We start from the raw sequence: 16,422 nt of genomic DNA on the forward strand, positions 1-16,422 counted from the left end.
GCCGGCGGCCATGGCGATGCCGGCCGCATGCAGCAGCGCGGTCGCGGCGATGAAGCCGAGCGCGAAGTCGAGCCCCGCCGCTCCGGCCGGCATCTCGGCGCCGTGGGCGTGGCCGTGGAACACGGCGAACAGGCCCGCCAGCGCCATGGCGCCGAGCGTCGGCAGGGCGCGGCCGCTGGCCGCCGCGAGGCCGAGCACGACGCTCGACAGGGCGATGCCGAATTCGACGAAAGGCAGGTCGGTGCCGCCGGCGCCGACGAGGAAGCCCACGGTCATCATCAGCACGAAGCTCAGCGGCACCAGCAGCAGGGCGCGGCCGCCCAGCACGGCGGCCAGCACGCCCACCGCCACCATGGCGAGGACGTGGTCGAGCCCGCCCAGAGGATGCACGAAGCCGTGCAGCATCCCGGCGGCATCGCCGTGCCCGGGATGGGCAAAGGCGGCGGTGGTGGAAACGAGGGTGAAAGCCAGGGCTGCCGGCGCGCGCATCGAATTCTCCTTTCGGGGACCCGCCGTCCCCTTCGCAACACATATCGACGGCCGGTCTCCTGGCTCCGGACACTCCGCTTCGCCTTCCCGGCCGATCCGGCCAGTGGCATCGTGAAGCGACGTTTCGTCCGTCACAGTCGCGGGGGCGGCGCAGGCTCGTCCTGCTTCCCGTTTCGTGCGCCGGCGTGGCGCGCACCGTCGCTGCTATCTGTGTCAGGTCTTGTGACACAGATCAATCGGCGGGGGGAGGATTTGCCGCATGACGGCATTGCCGGGTTGGGCTATGGAGCAACCATGAGCTACTGGATGCCGAGGCTGGGGGAGGGCGTGCGGGCACTCGTCGTGCTGGCGCTGGTCTTCCTCAATTTCGGCCATATGCCGGTCGCCGCAGCCGGCGTGCCGGCCTGGGCCGGGCCCGTGTGCGGCACCCCGGCTGACCTCAAGCTTCCGGCCAAGCAGCCGGTCGCCCATCAGTGCGACGTCTGCCTCGTCGGCTCGGGCTTCGCCCTGCCGCCAGCCCTCGTCCCGCCCTGCGGCGAACTGCGCCTCGCCGGTGCCGCCGCGCCCGCCGCCATGCCGGCGGACTGGCATTACGGACAGGCGCAGCCGCGGGCCCCGCCCGCCGCCTGATCCAGGATCACGCATCGCCGGGGGGATTGCCCCCGCTTCCGCATCCGGCGCGGCCTGCCCGCTGCCGAAACCAGAGACAACAGGACAATGACCAGACCGTTTATCGCCGCCGCCCTCGCCGCCACCCTGCTCGGCGGCGCGCTCCTCACTCCCGTCGCCGCCCAGTCCATGGCCGGTCACGCCGCGCCGGCCATGCCGGCCGGCCCCGTGGTCACGCTCGGCGACCTGACCCTTGCGGGCCCCTTCACCCGCGCCACGCTGCCGGCGGCCAAGTCCGGCGGCGGCTTCCTCGCCATCACCAACAACGGCACGGTGGCCGACCGGCTGCTGTCCGCCGCCTCGGACGCGGCTGAGATGGTGCAACTGCACGAGATGAAGATGGAGGGCGACAAGATGCTCATGGCCGAAAAGGCGGCGGGCATCGAGATCCCCGCCGGCGAGACCGTGCTGCTCGCCCCGGGCGGCCTGCACATCATGTTCATGGGGCTCAGGGCGCCGTTCGTCGAGGGCACGAAGGTGCCGGTGAAGCTGACCTTCGAGCTGGCCGGAACGATCGACATCGAGCTTGCCGTCATGGCGGTCGGGGCCGCCAGTGCCGGCCACTGAGGCGTGGCGCGCGATTAGCGCTTGAGCAGGTCGGGGCGGCGGGCGCGCGTCAGCGTTTCTGCCGCCTCGCGTCGCCACCGGGCGATGCGCTTGTGATCGCCCGAGACCAGCACCGGCGGGATGTCGCGGCCCTCGAAGACCTGCGGACGGGTATAGTGGGGGTATTCCAGCAGCCCGTCGCCGAAACTCTCCTCCTGGTGGCTTTCCGCGGCGCCCAGCACGCCGGGAATGAGCCGCACCACGGCCTCCAGCACGACCATGGCGGCGATCTCGCCGCCCGCCAGCACGTAGTCGCCGATCGAGATCTCCTCGAGTTGGCGGGCCTCGATGACGCGCTGGTCGACGCCCTCGAAACGGCCGCAGACGATGACCGCGCCGGGACCAGTCGCCAGTTGCTCGGCCCGCGCCTGGGTGAGGGGGGTACCGCGCGGGCTCATCAGCAGGCGTGGCCGCTCGTCCCCCGCGGGGGAGACCGCATCGATGGCGGCGGCGAGGACGTCGGGCTTCAGCACCATGCCGGCGCCGCCGCCCGCCGGGGTGTCGTCGACGGTGCGGTGCCGGTCGGTGGCAAAGTCGCGCAACTGCGTGGCCCTGAGGCTCCATAGCCCCTCGGAGAGGCCGCGGCCGATGACCGAGGCGCCGAGCGGGCCGGGGAACAGTTCGGGAAACAGCGTGACGACGTCCGCCTGGAAGCTCAATCCGGCTCCTCTTCGCCGATCTCGGTTTGGAGCGGCACCTCGATGACGAGGTAGCCGTCCCTGATCCTGATTTCGGGCACCACCTGGCGCGTGAAGGGGTAGAGGAAGGTGTCCCCCGAACGGTGATCGCGGACCTCCAACAGGTCCCCGGCGCCGAAGTTGGGCACGGCGCTGACCTCGCCCAGCACCTTGCCGTCGGCCAGCCGGGCTTCGAGCCCGATCAGGTCGGCGTGGTAGAAATCGTCCTCGCCCTCGGGCTCGGGCAGCAGCGCGCGGTCGACATAGAGTTCGACGCCGTTGAGTGCCTCGGCCGCGTTGCGGTCGCCGATGCCCTCGAGCCGCGCCACCAGCACATTGGCGGCGGGGCGCGCCGAAAGGATGGTGATGGCGAGCCCGGGCCGGTCGGTCGCCAGCGGGCTGTAGCGCAGAAGCGCCATCGGGTCCTCGGTGAAGGAGGTGATGCGCACCTCGCCCCTGATGCCGTGGGCCGCACCGATGCGGCCCACGAGCAGCTGCTGCGACGTGGCGCCGGCCCGGGCCACGGCTTACTCGCCGGCGGCCTCGGCCGGAGCGGCAGCCTCGGCGGCGGCCTTCGCCCTGGCCTCGGCGCGCTCGGTCGCCTTCTGGCCCGGCTTGGCCTTTTCGGGATTGTTGCGCGGGGCGCGCTTCATGAGGCCGGCGGCGTCGAGGAAGCGGGCGACGCGGTCGGTCGGCTGGGCGCCGACGCTCAGCCAGTGCTGGGCCCGCTCGGTGACGAGGGTGACGCGCTTGTCGGTATCGGCGAGCTTGGGGTCGTAGGTGCCGATGCGCTCGATGAAGCGGCCGTCGCGGGGCGAACGGGCGTCGGCCACGACCACGTGGTAATAGGGGCGCTTCTTGGTGCCGGCGCGGGCAAGGCGGAGTTTCAACGACATGGGTTCAGTCCTTCGAGTTGATCCGTGTGGGTTACTTTTTCTTCGGCACGAAGCCGCCGCCGAGCCCGGGCAGGCCAGGGAAGCGGGGGGCGCCGCCCAGCCCGGGCAGCCCCGGGCCGGATTTGAGCAGCTGGCCGACATCGGTCGGCAGCTTGTCGGTAAGGTCCTTGGGCGGGGAGGCCTGCGGCAGCGCGGCGGGATCGATGCCCATGTCGCGCGCCATGCGCTCGAGCTCCCTCGGGTCGATATTGGCCATGTCGGGCATGTTGCCGAGGCCGGGCATCATGCCGCCGAGCTTGCCGCCGAACATGCCGGCGAGGCTGCCGAGGCCGCCCTTCGACACCTTCTTCATCATGTCCGCCATCTGGCGGTGCTGCTTCATCAACTTGTTGACGTCACTGACCTCCACCCCGGCGCCGGCGGCGATGCGCTTGCGGCGGGAGGCGTTGAGCAGGTCCGGGTTGGCCCGCTCCTTCTTCGTCATCGAGTTGATGATGGCGATCTGGCGGTCGAACACCTTGTCGTCGAGATTGGCGCCCGCGATCGCCTTCTTCATCTGGCCCATGCCCGGCATCAGGTTCATCAGCGAGCCCATGCCGCCCATCTTCTTCATCTGCAGGAGCTGGGCGCGCAGGTCCTCGAGGTCGAAGGTGCCCTTCTTGAGCTTCTTCGCCATCTTCTGGGCGTCTTCGGCGGAGACGTGCTGCGCCGCCTTCTCCACCAGCGAGACGATGTCGCCCATGCCGAGGATGCGGTCGGCGATGCGGGAGGGGTGGAAGTCCTCGAGCGCGTCGAGCTTTTCGCCGGTGGCGATGAGCTTGATCGGCTTGCCGGTCGCCGCCCGCATGGACAGCGCCGCGCCGCCGCGGCCGTCGCCGTCGACGCGGGTGAGCACGATGCCGGTCAGATCGACGCGCTGGTCGAAGGAGCGGGCGAGGTTGATGGCGTCCTGGCCGGTGAGCGCGTCGGCGACGAGGAGGATTTCGTGCGGGTCCGAGACCGCCTTGATCTCGGCCGTCTCCGCCATCAGCTCCTCGTCGACATGGGTGCGGCCGGCGGTATCGAGGATGAGCACGTCATAGCCGCCGAGCCGGCCCTCGCGCAGGGCGCGGCGGGCGATCTCGACGGGCGTCTGCCCGGCGACGATGGCGAGCGTATCGACGCCGACCTGCTCGCCGAGCACCCTGAGCTGCTCCTGCGCCGCCGGGCGGCGGGTGTCGAGCGAGGCCAGCAGCAGCTTCTTGTTCTGCCGCTCCTTGAGGCGCTTGGCGAGCTTGGCGGTGGTCGTGGTCTTGCCCGAGCCCTGCAGGCCGACCATCATGATGGTGACCGGCGGCGTGGCGGCGAGGTCGACGGGGACGGCCGTCTCGCCGAGCACGCGCACCAGCTCGTCATGGACGATCTTGACCACCTGCTGGCCCGGCGTCACCGAGCGCGTGACCTCGGCGCCGACGGCGCGGTCGCGTACCTGCGCGACGAAGGCGCGCACCACCTCGAGCGAGACGTCGGCCTCGATCAGGGCGCGGCGGACTTCGCGCAGCGCCGCGTCGACGTCGCCCTCGGAGAGCGCGCCGCGGCCTCTGAGGCCATCGAAGATCTTGCCAAGCCGGTCGCTCAGGCTTTCAAACATCGCTCGTTCCCTTGTTCCCACGTCGCGGCATGGCCGCAATATGGGCGCCGTCCCGCCAAAGCCCAAACGCCGAGCGCGCCCGCGGGCGCTGACGCTGGCGGGCGGTGACCTCCGGGATCTCTTTATACCTTTGCGGGTCCCGGTCGGTGGCTCAGGCTCGGGCCTGACGGAATAGTGGGGCTGCGATAGAGGGGAAGCGCGGCGGAGTCAAGGAAAAGGGCGCGGCGCCCCGGCCCGGCCGTCGCCCGCCGATTCCGGTTGACCGGCTGCCGCCGCCTGCCGGAAAATGCGGCGTCCAAGTCGTATCAGAGCAATAGGGAGGACTTATCATGAGAACGTTGCTTCTTTGTGCCGTCTTCTTATTGACCAGCATCCTGCCGCCGCAGTTGGCTGCAGCGCAGGACGATCCGATCGACAGTTGTACGCAGGGCGATTTCGACTGCGTCGGCCGCGCCCTCAACGACAGGCTTCGGGTCATCCTCGAGCGCAACCCCGAACTGCTCGCGATGGCGCCGCCGGCCTTCAAGCCCGACAGCACCGTGGTCTCCATCGCCGGCCCGGGGCAGACCGACGAGGATGCCTTCCCGGCCGCGGGGTGCGGCACGAAGATGCGGCTCACGGTTACCGGCCAGGGCGGGGCGGTGGGCTATATGCAGTGCGGCGCCGTCGTCATCCAGTGCATCGTCACCCGCGGCACGAGCTGCGAGACGACCGGCCAGGTGGAGGCAAAGGCGGCCGGCAAGTGCGGCATTGCCGCCACGCCGAACGGGCCGGCGACGGCCGTTTGCGAGTCGCAGACCTGAGCGCGACGCGGGGCAGGCGGCCCTACACCTTGTAGCCGATGCGGAAGCCGCCCCAGTGCCGCCCGTGCACCGTGATCGGGGCCGAGCAGTCCTTCATCAGCACGAACTTGCCGCCGCCCATGTCGCGCCGGTAGGTCTGCAGCAGGAACGGCCTTTCGCTGCGCCCGGCGGCGAGGCCGGTGCGGTCGTTGAACAGGCGCCGGTTGCGGCAGTTGGCGGCGTTCCACACCGGGTCCTTGCCCTGGCGCTGCGAATAGACGCGGTTGTGGGTGGGCAGGTAGCCGTTGCGGTCGACGGCGGCGCAGAAGGTGATGCGCGGATCGAAGCCGAGCACCGGCTCCTGCAGCGGCGGCAGGTGCCGGTCGGTGAAGGGCACGAATCGCGTCAGCAGCTGCTGCGGGTCGGTGCCGGGCACGGGGCGGTAGGCTTCGTCGAACAGTTCGGCCTGGGTGAGCTCGCCGCGGGCCAGCGCCGCCTCGAACAGGCGGGCGATGCGGCCGGCGATGTCCTGCGCCAGCTCGATGATCGGGGTGTCCTCGGTGCGGATGCCGCTCTGGGCGATGAACAGCATCAGGTCTTCGGAGACGGACAGGATCGCCCTGGTGCGCTCGTCCGCCATGTCGAGATGCAGCTTGGATTGGTCGACGGTCGCCACCAGCCCGTTGAGCCGCTCCTCGACGGCGGCAAAGCCGGTGATGTTGGTCTCCACCGGCCCTTCCATGGCGACGATCTCTTCCACCAGGTCGCCCACGGAATCGACCAGCGTGTGCAGCGTTTCGGTGGCGCGGGTGGCGGTGCCGCTCTCGGCAATGGCGTCCTGGGCCGCGGCGGCGTTCTCGTTGGCCCGCGTCTTGAGGCCTCCGAGCGTGCCCGATAGGCTGATGAGGTGCCCGGCGCTCTGCGCCGAGAACTGGGCGATCTGGTCGGCGAGATCCTTCACCGCGTTGGCGATGATGGCGAAGCCGCGCCCGGCGTCGCCGGCGCGTGCCGCCTCGACGCTGGCGTTGAGCGCCAGCAGCCGCGTCTCCCGGGCGATCTGCTCGATGGCGGTCGAGGCCGCCCTGACATCCTTGAGCTTGTCGTCGACCTCGTCGAGCGCGGTGCGGAATTGCAGGGCCCCTTCGCCGAGGGCGCGCATGGTGCCGGTCGTGCGCTCCACCACGCTGCCCATGGTGGCGGCGCTGTCCTGCAGCACGCCGCGCGTCTCGACGGCGGCGGTGCGCGTGCGCCGCATCAGGCCGGCGAGTTCGGCATTGGTGTCGTTCATCGCCGCGGCGGCCTGCATGGCGGCACCGGCGTGTTCGGCCTGGGTCCGCCCGATCGCCGCCAGGTCGGCGACGATGCCGGCGACGTCGGCGATGTCGACGCCTAGCCGGCCGGCCCTTTGCCCGATATCGGCCAGCTGATCGGCGGGCGGATCGTCCTCCCGCAACGCTAAGGATGGCATGGCAGTCCCCCCTCTTGAGCAGAGATTGCGCCGCAAAACGATAACGAACCTTTAACCATGCGGGGTGCCGCCCGGTACCCGCGCGGCGAGCGCCTTGAGGCGATGCTTGAGCCGTTCGCGCCCCGCATAAAGGCGCGCGAGCAGCTCCATCCGCCAGCGGCTGCGGCCCACGATAAGCGTCGCCATCTCCTTGTAGGCGTTGAAGAAATTGAGGGCGGAATGGCCTTCCGCAGTGGCGGCGGCATCGACGGCGCCGGGCCTGCCGGCGGCATAGAAGGCTTCGATCAGGGCGTATTCGAGGGCCATGCCGGGGCCGAGTTTGCGGTGCCGCTCGTCATAGGCGATCTTGGGGGTGAAGGCGGTGTCGCCGGTGCGGATGGAGAGCTTCATGGCGATCGGCGTGCCGTCGAGCAGCAGGCTGTCGATGGCGGCGAGCGGGGCGGCATAGGCCTGCCGGGCGAAGGCCGCGTCGGCGGGGCGCGACAGGAACGACGTGCCCTTCTCGCCCTTCCAGCCGGCGTGTTCGAGCCTGAGGAAATCCTCGAGCCGCGCGGCGACCGGCCCCGCTTCGTGCACCTGCTCGAGGTCGATCGTGCCCAGTTCGTGCAATCGGCGCATCGTGCGGCGGACGTCCTTGAGCCGGTTCTTGGACAACACGGCCCCCAGATGCGCCTCGAAGCCGTCCGGAAGGCGGGTGAGGAAGGCGCGCTGATACGGGTTGGCCGGGCGCACCGCCATTCGCCGCGCGGCGGCCCCGTCGCGGATGAGGCCGGCGAGGGGCGTGGCGAGGTCGATGTCGGGCAGCACCCATAGGCCGTGCGGCACGCCCCGCGCCACGAGGCCGAGCCAGGTGTCGACCACCTCCGCCGCGTGGTCACGGTGGACCAGCGGCGTGCCGCAGAACTGGTAGCGGTTGGCGGCGCCGAAAGCGGTGCCCGGCATCGGTACGAGGCCGCGGCGGCCGAACGGGAACAGGCCGGCAAGCGCACCGTCCGCGGCGCGGATGGCGAGCGCCCGTACCCCCCGGCCGCTGTCGATGGTCGCGAGCCCGGCCAAGACGTGGGGGCGGGCGTAAAACGGGTTCTCGACCAGCGCCGCCGCGGCGAGCGCATCCCAGCCGGCCGGCTCGAGCGCGGCGAGGCCGGCGGCATCGAGGAGAGCGTGCGGCAATGCCGGCGCCGCCATGCTAGCCGGCCTCCCCGGGCGTGCCGCCGCGCGGACTCCGGCCGGCCAGCGCCAGGGCGCGCAGGCGCTTGAACGTGCCGAACAGCAGCGGGCTCTGCTTGATGCCGCGCTTGAGCGCCCGCATCCCCATGATCGCGGCGCCGGCCAGCCTGCCGGCGGGAGTGAGGCCGATGGCGGCGTCGTAGACGGTGCGCCGCTCCGTCCAGTCGGCCTTGTAGGCGAACTCGCCGAGGCCCATGTCGATCGAGGTGATGCCGGCGGCGGCGAGCTCGGGCAGCAGCTCGTGCATGAGGATGCCGATGAGGCTGTATTTCGCCGCCGGGCCCGAGGCGGTGGAGTTGATGTATTGCGAATAATGCGGCCCGGCACAGGTGCCGCACGAGGTGGCAAGGATGTGGTCGCCGGCCCACAGGGCATGCAGGCGCATGGCGGGCAGCGCCGGCCCCGAAGCGGCGGCGCGGCGGAAGAAGGCGACGCACCAGTCCTCAGCGAAGACGTTGGGGATGCCCATCTGCGCGAAGCGGGCGCTGCGCTGCGCGAGGAAGGCGGCATGCACGGCCGCGATCTCCTCGGGGCTGTCGGCGCGGCGCACCGTCACCGGGCCGAGCGTTTCGGACAACCGCCGCATGCCGCGCAAAATGTTGCGCCGCTGCCGCGCGCTCAGCCGCAGGCTGTCGCCGGCGGGGGAGATGGGGGCGAGATAGAGCGGATCGGGCGCCGGCTGGTGCGGGAAGGCGAGAAGCGGGTTGGCGAGCCCTTGCCAGTCGGCCGGCAGGTTGCCGAGCAGCACGACGTCCAGTCCGCCCGCTTGCCGGCCGATGTCGGCCAGGAGGCGGCCGAGCACCGGGCGCGTGAACCCGGGCGCCGCCTCGGGCCGCACGATCAGCCAGTCGGCATTGGCGATGTCGGCGCCGATCGGGGTGGCGACGCGCAGGCCAAGCCGGCGCGTCACGGCGAGGGGGAGCAGCGCCACGGGGGCGGCGCCGTCGTAGACGACGGCGACGGCGCAAGTTTCCTGCGGCCGTTTCCGGCTGGCACGCAGCGCCGCGATCCAGTCAAAGCGCTGGTAGGGAGTGAGCACGCCGGTGCGCTCGAGCTCGCGCCAGGGCGCCTCGGCCGCCTCGATGCTCGCGTGCACGGCGAGCCGGAACGGCGTGCCGGCGACGTCGCGCAGTGCATCCGGGGAGGCGGTGGACGACATAGGCGAGAGGCTCCGTGTGCGGGCACGGCGGAACCCATAGCGCGCTTTCCTCACGCAAATGCTAACCCGGGCCGGGGCGGGGCCGCTGCCGTGCCGCCTGGTTAAGCCAGGGTGAACGCGGCCGTGCCGGATGCGATGGCCGCTGCCGGTCCGCTGCGGCCAACACTGGCAATTGCCGCCAACATCCGCCATATAAGCCCGATCAGGTCCCCGCGAGGCTACAGTGAGCAGCGTACCGTTTCTCAAGATGAACGGACTGGGCAACGAGATCGTCGTCGCCGACATGCGCGGCCGCGCCGATCGCGTCACGCCGGCCGCCGCCATCGCCCTCAATGCCGACCCCGCGACCAGGTTCGACCAGGTCATGGCCATCCACGACCCCCGGACCCCCGGCACGGCCAATTATATCGAGATCATCAATTCCGACGGCTCGCTGGCGCAGGCCTGCGGCAACGGCATGCGCTGCGTGGTGCAGGCGCTTTCGGCTGAGGGGGGCGGCAAGCGGTTCGTGTTCGAGACGCTGGCGGGGATCCTGACCGCCGAGGAGCATGCGGACGGGCTGATCTCGGTCGACATGGGCACGCCCAAATTCGCCTGGTACGACATTCCGCTGGCCGAGGAGTTCGCCGACACGCGGCAGATCGAGCTGCAGGTCGGCCCCATCGACGCCCCGGTGCTGCATTCGCCCTCGGTCGCCTCCATGGGCAACCCGCACGCCACGTTCTGGGTGCGCGACGACGTGTGGAGCTACGCGCTCGACCGCTTCGGGCCGCTGCTCGAGAACCACCCGATCTTTCCCGAGCGCGCCAACATCTCCATTGCCCAGGTGGTGGCGCCGGACCATATCGTGCTGCGGACCTGGGAGCGCGGCGCCGGCCTCACCCGCGCCTGCGGCACGGCCGCCTGCGCCGCCGTGGTCAACGGTGCGCGCACCCGGCGCACGGCGCGCAAGGCGACGGTGACGCTGCCGGGCGGCGACCTCGCCGTCGAATGGCGGGAAGATGACCATGTGGTGCTGACCGGGCCGGCCGAGCTGGAATTCGCCGGGCGACTCGATCCGGCTACCGGCGCCTTCGTGCGCGACCGGCAGGACGTGGCCTGATGGCGGTCGAGACGCTCACCTTCGGCTGCCGCCTCAACGCCTACGAGTCCGAGGTGATGAAGGCGCAGGCCGAAAAGGCCGGGCTCGACAACGCCCTGATCGTCAATACCTGCGCGGTCACCGGCGAAGCCGTGCGCCAGGCGCGCCAGCAGATCCGCAAGGCCAGGCGCGACAATCCCGGGCGGCGCATCATCGTCACCGGTTGCGCCGCCCAGACCGAGGCGCGCAGCTTCGGCGACATGGCCGAGGTCGACCTCGTCATCGGCAACGACGACAAGCTCAAGGCCGAGAGCTACGCCGCGCTGGCCCTGGGCACGCCGCTCAACGACAAGGTCCAGGTCAACGACATCATGAGCGTGCGCGAGACCGCCGGCCACCTCATCGAGGGCATGGACGGACGCGCGCGCGCCTTCGTGCAGGTGCAGAACGGCTGCGATCACCGCTGCACCTTCTGCATCATCCCCTATGGCCGCGGGCCGTCGCGTTCGGTGCCGCCGGCGGCGGTGGTCGAGCAGATCCGGCGGCTCGTCGACCACGGCTATCGCGAGGCGGTGCTGACGGGCGTCGACATAACAAGTTATGGGCAGGACCTGCCGGGCGCGCCCAGCCTGGGCACGCTGGTGCAGGCCATCCTCAACCAGGTCCCCGACCTGCCGCGGCTCAGGATTTCCTCGATCGATTCGATCGAAGTCGACGGGCCGCTGTTCGACGCCATCGCGTCGGACCGCCGGGTGATGCCGCATCTGCATCTGTCGCTGCAGTCGGGCGACGACATGATCCTCAAGCGCATGAAGCGCCGGCATCTGCGCGCCGACACGCTCGCTTTCGTGGCCAGCGTGCGGGCGCAGCGCCCCGACGTGGTGTTCGGCGCCGACATCATCGCCGGCTTCCCCACCGAAACCGACGCCATGTTCGAGAACACGCTCGGCATCGTCGAGGAGGCCGGCCTCACCTATCTGCACGTGTTTCCGTTTTCGCCGCGCGTGGGGACGCCGGCGGCCCGCATGCCGCAGGTCAGCCGCAAGGTCGCCAGGGACCGCGCGGCGCTGCTGCGGGCGGCCGGCGACGAGCGCTATCGCAGGCATTGCGCGAGCCGGGTAGGGCAGGTGGAACAGGTGCTGGTCGAGAGCGACGGCATGGGCCGCACCGAGCAGTTCACCCCGATCGCGGTCCCCGGCGGGGCGCCCGGCGAGATCGTTTCGTTGCGCGTCGTCGGGGTAGACGGACACGGCCTCGTCGGCGAGGCAGCAAGGACGGCAGCGTGATGGCCGAAAAGAAGAAGGGCTTTTTCCAGCGGCTGTTCGGTGGCGGCGACGCCGCCCCGCCGGAGCCGGCGGCGCCCGCCGAGGCGGCCGAGCCGAGCGTCGCCTCGCAACTCGAGGCCGATATCCTGCTCGACGAGGTGGTCGAGGCGGCCCCCCTGGTGCTGCCGCCCGAGCAGGAGCTGGCCCTCGCCCGGGCACTGCACGAGGAGGGTCGCAGCATCACGCCGGCGCCGGTGCCGCCGGCCCCGCCCGAGGAACCCCCGGCCCCGCCGGAGCCGTTCCCGGCCCCGCCTCCGGTCGAAGTGCCGGTGCCCCCGGTGGAAGTTCCTCCGCCGCCCGCCGAGATCCCCGAGCCGCCGGTCGAGGTGCCGCCGGCCCCGGCCGGACGCGACCTCGCCGGCCCGCCCGAAACCACGATCGACTATATCGAGCAGGTCGAGGCGGCCGAAGCGGAGGCGATCGCGCCGGTCTCCGGGCCCGAGCCGGCGAAGAAGCCGGGCTGGCTGCAGCGGCTCACCTCGGGGCTCAAGCGCTCCTCCGACCAGCTCACCGGCGGGCTGGCTGCAGTGTTCACCAAGAAGAAGCTCGACGAGCAGATGCTCGAGGAGCTCGAGGATCTGCTGCTGCAGTCCGATTTCGGGCTCGAGATGGCGGCGGCGGTGACCGACCGGCTGCGCCGCGAGCGCTTCGAGCGCGCCATCACCGCCGATGAGGTGCGCGCCGTGCTGGCCGCCGAGATCGGCAGGGTGCTGGCGCCGGTGGCGAAACCCCTGGTGCTTGACGCCGCGCACAAGCCCTTCGTCATCCTCATGGTCGGGGTCAACGGCTCCGGCAAGACCACCACCATCGGCAAGCTCGCGAGCCTCTACCGCAGCCAGGGCCGGACGGTGATGCTGGCCGCCGGCGACACTTTCCGTGCCGCCGCCATCGAGCAGCTGCAGGTCTGGGGCGAGCGCACCGGCGCGCCGGTGGTGGCGCGGCCGGCGGGCTCGGACGCTTCGGGGCTGGCCTTCGAGGCGGCGACGCGGGCGCGCGAGGAGGGCGCCGACATCCTCATCATCGATACCGCCGGGCGCCTGCAGAATCGCGACGAACTGATGGGCGAACTCGAAAAGCTCATCCGCGTGATCCGGAAGGTCGACCCGACCGCCCCGCACGCGACGTTGTTGACGCTCGACGCCACCACCGGACAGAATGCCCTTAATCAGGTCGAAATCTTCGGCAAACGTGCCGGCGTCACCGGGCTGGTGATGACCAAGCTCGACGGCACCGCGCGCGGCGGCATCCTCGTCGCCATCGCGCAGAAATTCGGCCTGCCGGTGCATTTCATCGGCGTCGGCGAAGGCGTGGACAACATCGAGGCGTTCGCGGCGGATGATTTCGCCGCGGCGATTGCAGGACGGCACTGATGGCGATCGAACAGGGCAATCACGGGCAGGCCGGCTGGGCCGAGCTGAAGCAGCCGCTGATCAAGCTGGCGCTCGAGCTCGGGCCGCTGCTGGTGTTCTTCGCCGCCAATGCGCTGGGCGACGACGCGCTGGCTGCCTGGCCGGCGCTAAGCGCCTGGTTCAGCGAGCCCATCATCCTCGCCACGGCCGTGTTCATGCTGGCCATGGCGATCTCGCTGGTGCTCTCCAGGCTGATCCTCAAGCGCGTGGCGGTGATGCCGCTGGTCACCGGGGTGGTGGTACTGGTGTTCGGCGGGCTGACGCTCTATTTGCAGGACGACACCTTCATCAAGATGAAGCCCACCATCGTCAACGGGCTGTTCGGGGCGGTGCTGCTCGGCGGGCTGCTGTTCGGCCAGTCGCTGCTGCGCTACGTCTTCGGCGACGTCTACAAGCTCAAGCCCGAGGGCTGGCTGGCTCTCACCGTGCGCTGGGGCATCTTCTTCTTCGTGCTGGCCGGGCTCAACGAACTCATCTGGCGCAACTTCTCGACCGATCTGTGGGTGGCGTTCAAGGTGTGGGGCATCATGCCGCTCACCCTGGTATTCTCGATGTTCCAGCTGCCGCTGCTCAGCCGCTACGCGCCGGAGCCCGCCAGCCCCGCCGAGTGACGGGGCCTCAGCCGGCGGCCGCCCGCGCAATGGCGGGCAGCAGCTCCTGCTCAAGGCTGCGCGGCGAGATCGGGCCGACATGCTTGAAGACGATGATGCCGTCCGCGTCGACGACGAAGGTCTCCGGCACGCCGTAGACACCCCAGTCGATGGAGACGCGGCCGGCGGCGTCGGCGCCGACGGCGTCGTAGGGATTGCCCAGTTCGGCGAGGAAGGCGCGGGCGTTCTCGGGCGCGTCCTTCTGGTTGATACCGTAGAGCGCCACTCCGGTGCGCTGCCTGAGCGCGCTCAGCAGCGGATGCTCGTCGCGGCACGGAATGCACCAGCTGGCAAAGACGTTGACGACGCTCACCTTTCCCGTCAGCGCCGCGCTGTCGAAGCCGGGCACGCCCAGCCCCGCGACGGCGGGCAGCGTGAACTGCGGCACCGGCTTGTCGATCAGCACCGAGCGCACGAGGCTGGAATCGCGGTCGATGTTGAGCGCGAACACGGCGACCAGCGCCACCAGCACGAGCAGGGGCAGGGCGAAGAGGGCGAGCCGCTTCAAGGCGCGGATCCGGCCGAGCGGCGGCGGATGCCGCGGTCCTCGAGCGCCTTGAGCCGCCGGGCGACGCGGCGCGCGTCCCACACGACCCAGAGGCTCAGCGCGGCGACGAACGCCGCCGCCCCGGCATAGGCCCAGGCGATGTAGACGGCGTGCTCCATCAGCCGGCGTCCCCCGCCGCCAGCGCCGCTTGCCGCGCCATCGTCTCGGCACGGCGGCGCAGGATCTCGGTGCGCATGCCGACGATGTGCAGCGTCGCGAACAGCAGCGTGAAGGCCGCCATCATGACCATGAGCGGGGTCAGGATGGAGGGGGCCATCTTCGGCCCCTCGGCAGTGAACACGCTGGCCGGCTGGTGCAGCGTGTTCCACCAGTCGACGGAAAACTTGATCACCGGAAGGTTGAGCGCGCCCACCAGGGTGACGATGGCGACGACGCGCCCGGCCCTGAGCTGGTCGTCGAAGGCGCGCCACAACGCGATGATGCCGAGATAGATGAGCAGCAGCACCAGCGTCGAGGTCATGCGCCCGTCCCACTCCCAGAACGTGCCCCAGGTGGGCCGGCCCCACAGCGCGCCGGTATAGAGCGCCAGCGCCGTGAAGGCCGCCCCGAGCGGGGCGGCGGCCTTGCCGGCGACGTCGGCGAGCGGATGCCGCCACACCAGCGTCCCCAGCGCCGACGCCGTCATCGTGGCGTAGACGAACTGGCTCAGCCAGGCATTGGGGACGTGGATGTACATGACCCGCACCATGTCGCCCATCTGGTAGTCCTCGGGCGAATTGAAGAAGGCGAACCACAGCCCGATGGCGAAGACGATGACGGTGAGGACGGCGAGCGGGAGGACGACCAGCCGGCTCCAGGCCAGGAACCGGCCCGGATGGGCCAGGCGGCTGAACCAGTTGGGCTTGCGGGCGGCAGCGGCGGCGGTCATGGCGGTTACCTAGTCCGCGGCCGCCCGCAAGGCAAGCGCTGCGGCAAATGGCGCGAAGGCGGCGACCACGAGGCTGATGGCGGCGAGGAACAGCAGCGCCGGCCCGGCGCCGACGCCGCCGATGGCGCCGACGCCGAAGATCAGCACCGGGAGGCACAGCGGCAGGATCAGCACCGGCGCGAGCAGCCCGCCGCGCCTGAGGCTGACGGTGAGCGCGGCGCCGAGGGTCCCGAAGGCGACCAGCGCCGGGGTGCCCAGCAGCAGCGACAGCACGGCGCGCCACCAGCCGTCCCAATCCATGGACAGCAGCACGGCGAGCACCGGGGTGGCGACGATCAGCGGCAGTGCCGTCAGCAGCCAGTGCGCGATCACTTTTGCGGCAACGATGGCTTCGAGCGGGATGGCGGCATGGCGGAACAGCAGCAGCGAGCCGTCCTCGTCGTCGGCGCGGAACAGCCGGTCGAGGCCGAGCAGCATGGACAGGAAGGCGGCGATCCACACGATGCCGGGGGCCAGCCGCGCCAGCAGCACCCGGTCCGGGCCGATGGCGAAGGGCACCACCACCCCGATCATGACGAAGAACAGCACCAGCGTCAGCGCCTCGCCGCCGACGCGCAGGCTGAGCCGCAGATCGCGCACGACCAGTGCCAGGAACCCCTTCATCGGCCGCCCCCCAGCGCCAGCGTGCTGACGCGCGCGGGCGGACGCAACGCCAGGTCGTGGTGGGTGGCGGCGACGACCAGCCCGCCGCGCCCGAGATGGGCGTCGAGCAGCCGGCCGACGAGCAGTTCGCCGTCGCGATCGAGCGCGGCGGTGGGTTCGTCGAGCAGCCACAGCGGCCGGTCGGCGCAGAGCAGGCGGGCCAGCGCCAGCCGCCGCGTCTGCCCGGCCGAGAGATAGCCGGCCGGCAGGCCCGCG

General features: G+C 70.9%; 20 protein-coding genes and 1 riboswitch. Of the genes, 7 read left to right on the top strand and 13 right to left on the bottom strand.

Features of this window, described 5'->3' with window-relative positions; all coding sequences use genetic code 11:
- The coding region (locus tag VGD93_RS02785) for a HupE/UreJ family protein (protein WP_395008966.1) at positions 1–489 on the bottom strand (489 nt) is incomplete at its 3' end.
- Positions 490–521: 32 nt separating this feature from the next.
- Positions 522–704: riboswitch (cobalamin riboswitch) on the bottom strand.
- A 79-nt stretch (positions 705–783) separates the two neighbouring features.
- Between VGD93_RS02785 and VGD93_RS02790 the strand changes: the two genes are divergently transcribed.
- The gene (locus VGD93_RS02790) at positions 784–1,119 is read left to right on the top strand and encodes a hypothetical protein (RefSeq protein ID WP_395008968.1); all 336 of its coding nucleotides are present in this window, start codon (positions 784–786) and stop codon (positions 1,117–1,119) included.
- An 87-nt stretch (positions 1,120–1,206) separates the two neighbouring features.
- Entirely contained in the window at positions 1,207–1,725 is a 519-nt protein-coding gene (locus VGD93_RS02795) for a copper chaperone PCu(A)C (RefSeq protein WP_395008970.1), read from the top strand.
- A 14-nt stretch (positions 1,726–1,739) separates the two neighbouring features.
- On the opposite strand, the gene trmD is transcribed toward VGD93_RS02795, so the two are convergent.
- From trmD to ffh, 4 genes are read right to left on the bottom strand one after another with little or no spacing between them, the layout of a single operon-like run.
- Complete coding sequence (gene trmD / locus VGD93_RS02800) at positions 1,740–2,423, bottom strand: tRNA (guanosine(37)-N1)-methyltransferase TrmD (protein WP_395008972.1); 684 nt, start codon at positions 2,421–2,423, stop codon at positions 1,740–1,742.
- Positions 2,420–2,965 carry a ribosome maturation factor RimM gene (gene rimM, locus VGD93_RS02805; protein ID WP_395008975.1) on the bottom strand — a complete coding sequence of 182 codons (546 nt, stop codon included), beginning with the start codon at positions 2,963–2,965 and terminating at the stop codon, positions 2,420–2,422. Before rimM ends, trmD begins: the two co-directional genes overlap by 4 nt.
- Before the next feature lie 3 nt (positions 2,966–2,968).
- Entirely contained in the window at positions 2,969–3,337 is a 369-nt protein-coding gene (rpsP, locus tag VGD93_RS02810) for a 30S ribosomal protein S16 (RefSeq protein WP_395008977.1), read from the bottom strand.
- A gap of 31 nt (positions 3,338–3,368) precedes the next feature.
- A complete protein-coding gene (ffh, locus tag VGD93_RS02815; RefSeq protein ID WP_395008979.1) occupies positions 3,369–4,967 on the bottom strand; it encodes a signal recognition particle protein in 1,599 nt (532 codons plus the stop codon).
- A gap of 329 nt (positions 4,968–5,296) precedes the next feature.
- Between ffh and VGD93_RS02820 the strand changes: the two genes are divergently transcribed.
- Entirely contained in the window at positions 5,297–5,770 is a 474-nt protein-coding gene (locus VGD93_RS02820; RefSeq protein ID WP_395008981.1) for a hypothetical protein, read from the top strand.
- Between the two features lie 22 nt (positions 5,771–5,792).
- On the opposite strand, the gene VGD93_RS02825 is transcribed toward VGD93_RS02820, so the two are convergent.
- The 3 genes from VGD93_RS02825 to VGD93_RS02835 are packed head-to-tail and all read right to left on the bottom strand — an operon-like array spanning position 5,793 to position 9,603.
- Positions 5,793–7,217 carry a methyl-accepting chemotaxis protein gene (locus tag VGD93_RS02825; protein WP_395008983.1) on the bottom strand — a complete coding sequence of 475 codons (1,425 nt, stop codon included), beginning with the start codon at positions 7,215–7,217 and terminating at the stop codon, positions 5,793–5,795.
- A gap of 51 nt (positions 7,218–7,268) precedes the next feature.
- Positions 7,269–8,402 carry a GNAT family N-acetyltransferase gene (locus tag VGD93_RS02830; protein WP_395008984.1) on the bottom strand — a complete coding sequence of 378 codons (1,134 nt, stop codon included), beginning with the start codon at positions 8,400–8,402 and terminating at the stop codon, positions 7,269–7,271.
- A 1-nt stretch (position 8,403) separates the two neighbouring features.
- Positions 8,404–9,603, bottom strand: a complete 1,200-nt coding sequence (locus tag VGD93_RS02835; RefSeq protein WP_395008985.1) for a GNAT family N-acetyltransferase — start codon at positions 9,601–9,603, stop codon at positions 8,404–8,406.
- 247 nt (positions 9,604–9,850) lie between these two features.
- Here VGD93_RS02835 and dapF point away from each other — a divergent pair, with 247 nt between their 5' ends.
- The 4 genes from dapF to VGD93_RS02855 are packed head-to-tail and all read left to right on the top strand — an operon-like array spanning position 9,851 to position 14,029.
- Entirely contained in the window at positions 9,851–10,705 is an 855-nt protein-coding gene (dapF, locus tag VGD93_RS02840) for a diaminopimelate epimerase (RefSeq protein WP_395009003.1), read from the top strand.
- Positions 10,705–11,970 (top strand): tRNA (N(6)-L-threonylcarbamoyladenosine(37)-C(2))-methylthiotransferase MtaB, encoded by a 1,266-nt coding sequence (gene mtaB / locus VGD93_RS02845; protein ID WP_395008987.1) that lies wholly within the window; start codon positions 10,705–10,707, stop codon positions 11,968–11,970. The genes dapF and mtaB overlap by 1 nt, the downstream gene beginning before the upstream one ends.
- Positions 11,970–13,379 (top strand): signal recognition particle-docking protein FtsY, encoded by a 1,410-nt coding sequence (gene ftsY / locus VGD93_RS02850; protein ID WP_395008989.1) that lies wholly within the window; start codon positions 11,970–11,972, stop codon positions 13,377–13,379. The genes mtaB and ftsY overlap by 1 nt, the downstream gene beginning before the upstream one ends.
- Positions 13,379–14,029 (top strand): septation protein A, encoded by a 651-nt coding sequence (locus VGD93_RS02855; RefSeq protein ID WP_395008991.1) that lies wholly within the window; start codon positions 13,379–13,381, stop codon positions 14,027–14,029. The genes ftsY and VGD93_RS02855 overlap by 1 nt, the downstream gene beginning before the upstream one ends.
- Positions 14,030–14,036: 7 nt before the next feature.
- Here the strand turns inward: VGD93_RS02855 and VGD93_RS02860 are convergent, their stop codons facing one another.
- From VGD93_RS02860 to VGD93_RS02880, 5 genes are all read right to left on the bottom strand, one after another.
- Entirely contained in the window at positions 14,037–14,576 is a 540-nt protein-coding gene (locus tag VGD93_RS02860) for a DsbE family thiol:disulfide interchange protein (RefSeq protein WP_395008993.1), read from the bottom strand.
- Positions 14,573–14,734, bottom strand: a complete 162-nt coding sequence (gene ccmD / locus VGD93_RS02865) for a heme exporter protein CcmD (protein ID WP_395008995.1) — start codon at positions 14,732–14,734, stop codon at positions 14,573–14,575. Before ccmD ends, VGD93_RS02860 begins: the two co-directional genes overlap by 4 nt.
- Entirely contained in the window at positions 14,734–15,504 is a 771-nt protein-coding gene (locus VGD93_RS02870; protein WP_395008997.1) for a heme ABC transporter permease, read from the bottom strand. Before VGD93_RS02870 ends, ccmD begins: the two co-directional genes overlap by 1 nt.
- Before the next feature lie 9 nt (positions 15,505–15,513).
- Positions 15,514–16,167, bottom strand: a complete 654-nt coding sequence (gene ccmB / locus VGD93_RS02875) for a heme exporter protein CcmB (protein WP_395008999.1) — start codon at positions 16,165–16,167, stop codon at positions 15,514–15,516.
- On the bottom strand, positions 16,164–16,422 hold a 259-nt coding region (locus VGD93_RS02880; RefSeq protein WP_395009001.1), incomplete at its 5' end, for an ATP-binding cassette domain-containing protein. The genes VGD93_RS02880 and ccmB, both read right to left, overlap by 4 nt.

The organism is Devosia sp. (genome assembly GCF_036406155.1).
Classification (GTDB): domain Bacteria; phylum Pseudomonadota; class Alphaproteobacteria; order Rhizobiales; family Devosiaceae; genus Devosia_A.

Excerpts from the sequence above, each read along its gene's own strand:
- VGD93_RS02790 (WP_395008968.1), top strand. The coding sequence starts at position 784 with ATGAGCTACTGGATGCCGAGGCTGGGGGAGGGCGTGCGGGCACTCGTC.
- VGD93_RS02795 (WP_395008970.1), top strand. The coding sequence starts at position 1,207 with ATGACCAGACCGTTTATCGCCGCCGCCCTCGCCGCCACCCTGCTCGGC.
- rpsP (WP_395008977.1), bottom strand. The coding sequence starts at position 3,337 with ATGTCGTTGAAACTCCGCCTTGCCCGCGCCGGCACCAAGAAGCGCCCC.
- ffh (WP_395008979.1), bottom strand. The coding sequence starts at position 4,967 with ATGTTTGAAAGCCTGAGCGACCGGCTTGGCAAGATCTTCGATGGCCTC.
- VGD93_RS02820 (WP_395008981.1), top strand. The coding sequence starts at position 5,297 with ATGAGAACGTTGCTTCTTTGTGCCGTCTTCTTATTGACCAGCATCCTG.
- VGD93_RS02825 (WP_395008983.1), bottom strand. The coding sequence starts at position 7,217 with ATGCCATCCTTAGCGTTGCGGGAGGACGATCCGCCCGCCGATCAGCTG.
- VGD93_RS02830 (WP_395008984.1), bottom strand. The coding sequence starts at position 8,402 with ATGGCGGCGCCGGCATTGCCGCACGCTCTCCTCGATGCCGCCGGCCTC.
- VGD93_RS02835 (WP_395008985.1), bottom strand. The coding sequence starts at position 9,603 with ATGTCGTCCACCGCCTCCCCGGATGCACTGCGCGACGTCGCCGGCACG.
- dapF (WP_395009003.1), top strand. The coding sequence starts at position 9,851 with ATGAACGGACTGGGCAACGAGATCGTCGTCGCCGACATGCGCGGCCGC.
- mtaB (WP_395008987.1), top strand. The coding sequence starts at position 10,705 with ATGGCGGTCGAGACGCTCACCTTCGGCTGCCGCCTCAACGCCTACGAG.
- ftsY (WP_395008989.1), top strand. The coding sequence starts at position 11,970 with ATGGCCGAAAAGAAGAAGGGCTTTTTCCAGCGGCTGTTCGGTGGCGGC.
- VGD93_RS02855 (WP_395008991.1), top strand. The coding sequence starts at position 13,379 with ATGGCGATCGAACAGGGCAATCACGGGCAGGCCGGCTGGGCCGAGCTG.
- ccmD (WP_395008995.1), bottom strand. The coding sequence starts at position 14,734 with ATGGAGCACGCCGTCTACATCGCCTGGGCCTATGCCGGGGCGGCGGCG.
- VGD93_RS02870 (WP_395008997.1), bottom strand. The coding sequence starts at position 15,504 with ATGACCGCCGCCGCTGCCGCCCGCAAGCCCAACTGGTTCAGCCGCCTG.
- ccmB (WP_395008999.1), bottom strand. The coding sequence starts at position 16,167 with ATGAAGGGGTTCCTGGCACTGGTCGTGCGCGATCTGCGGCTCAGCCTG.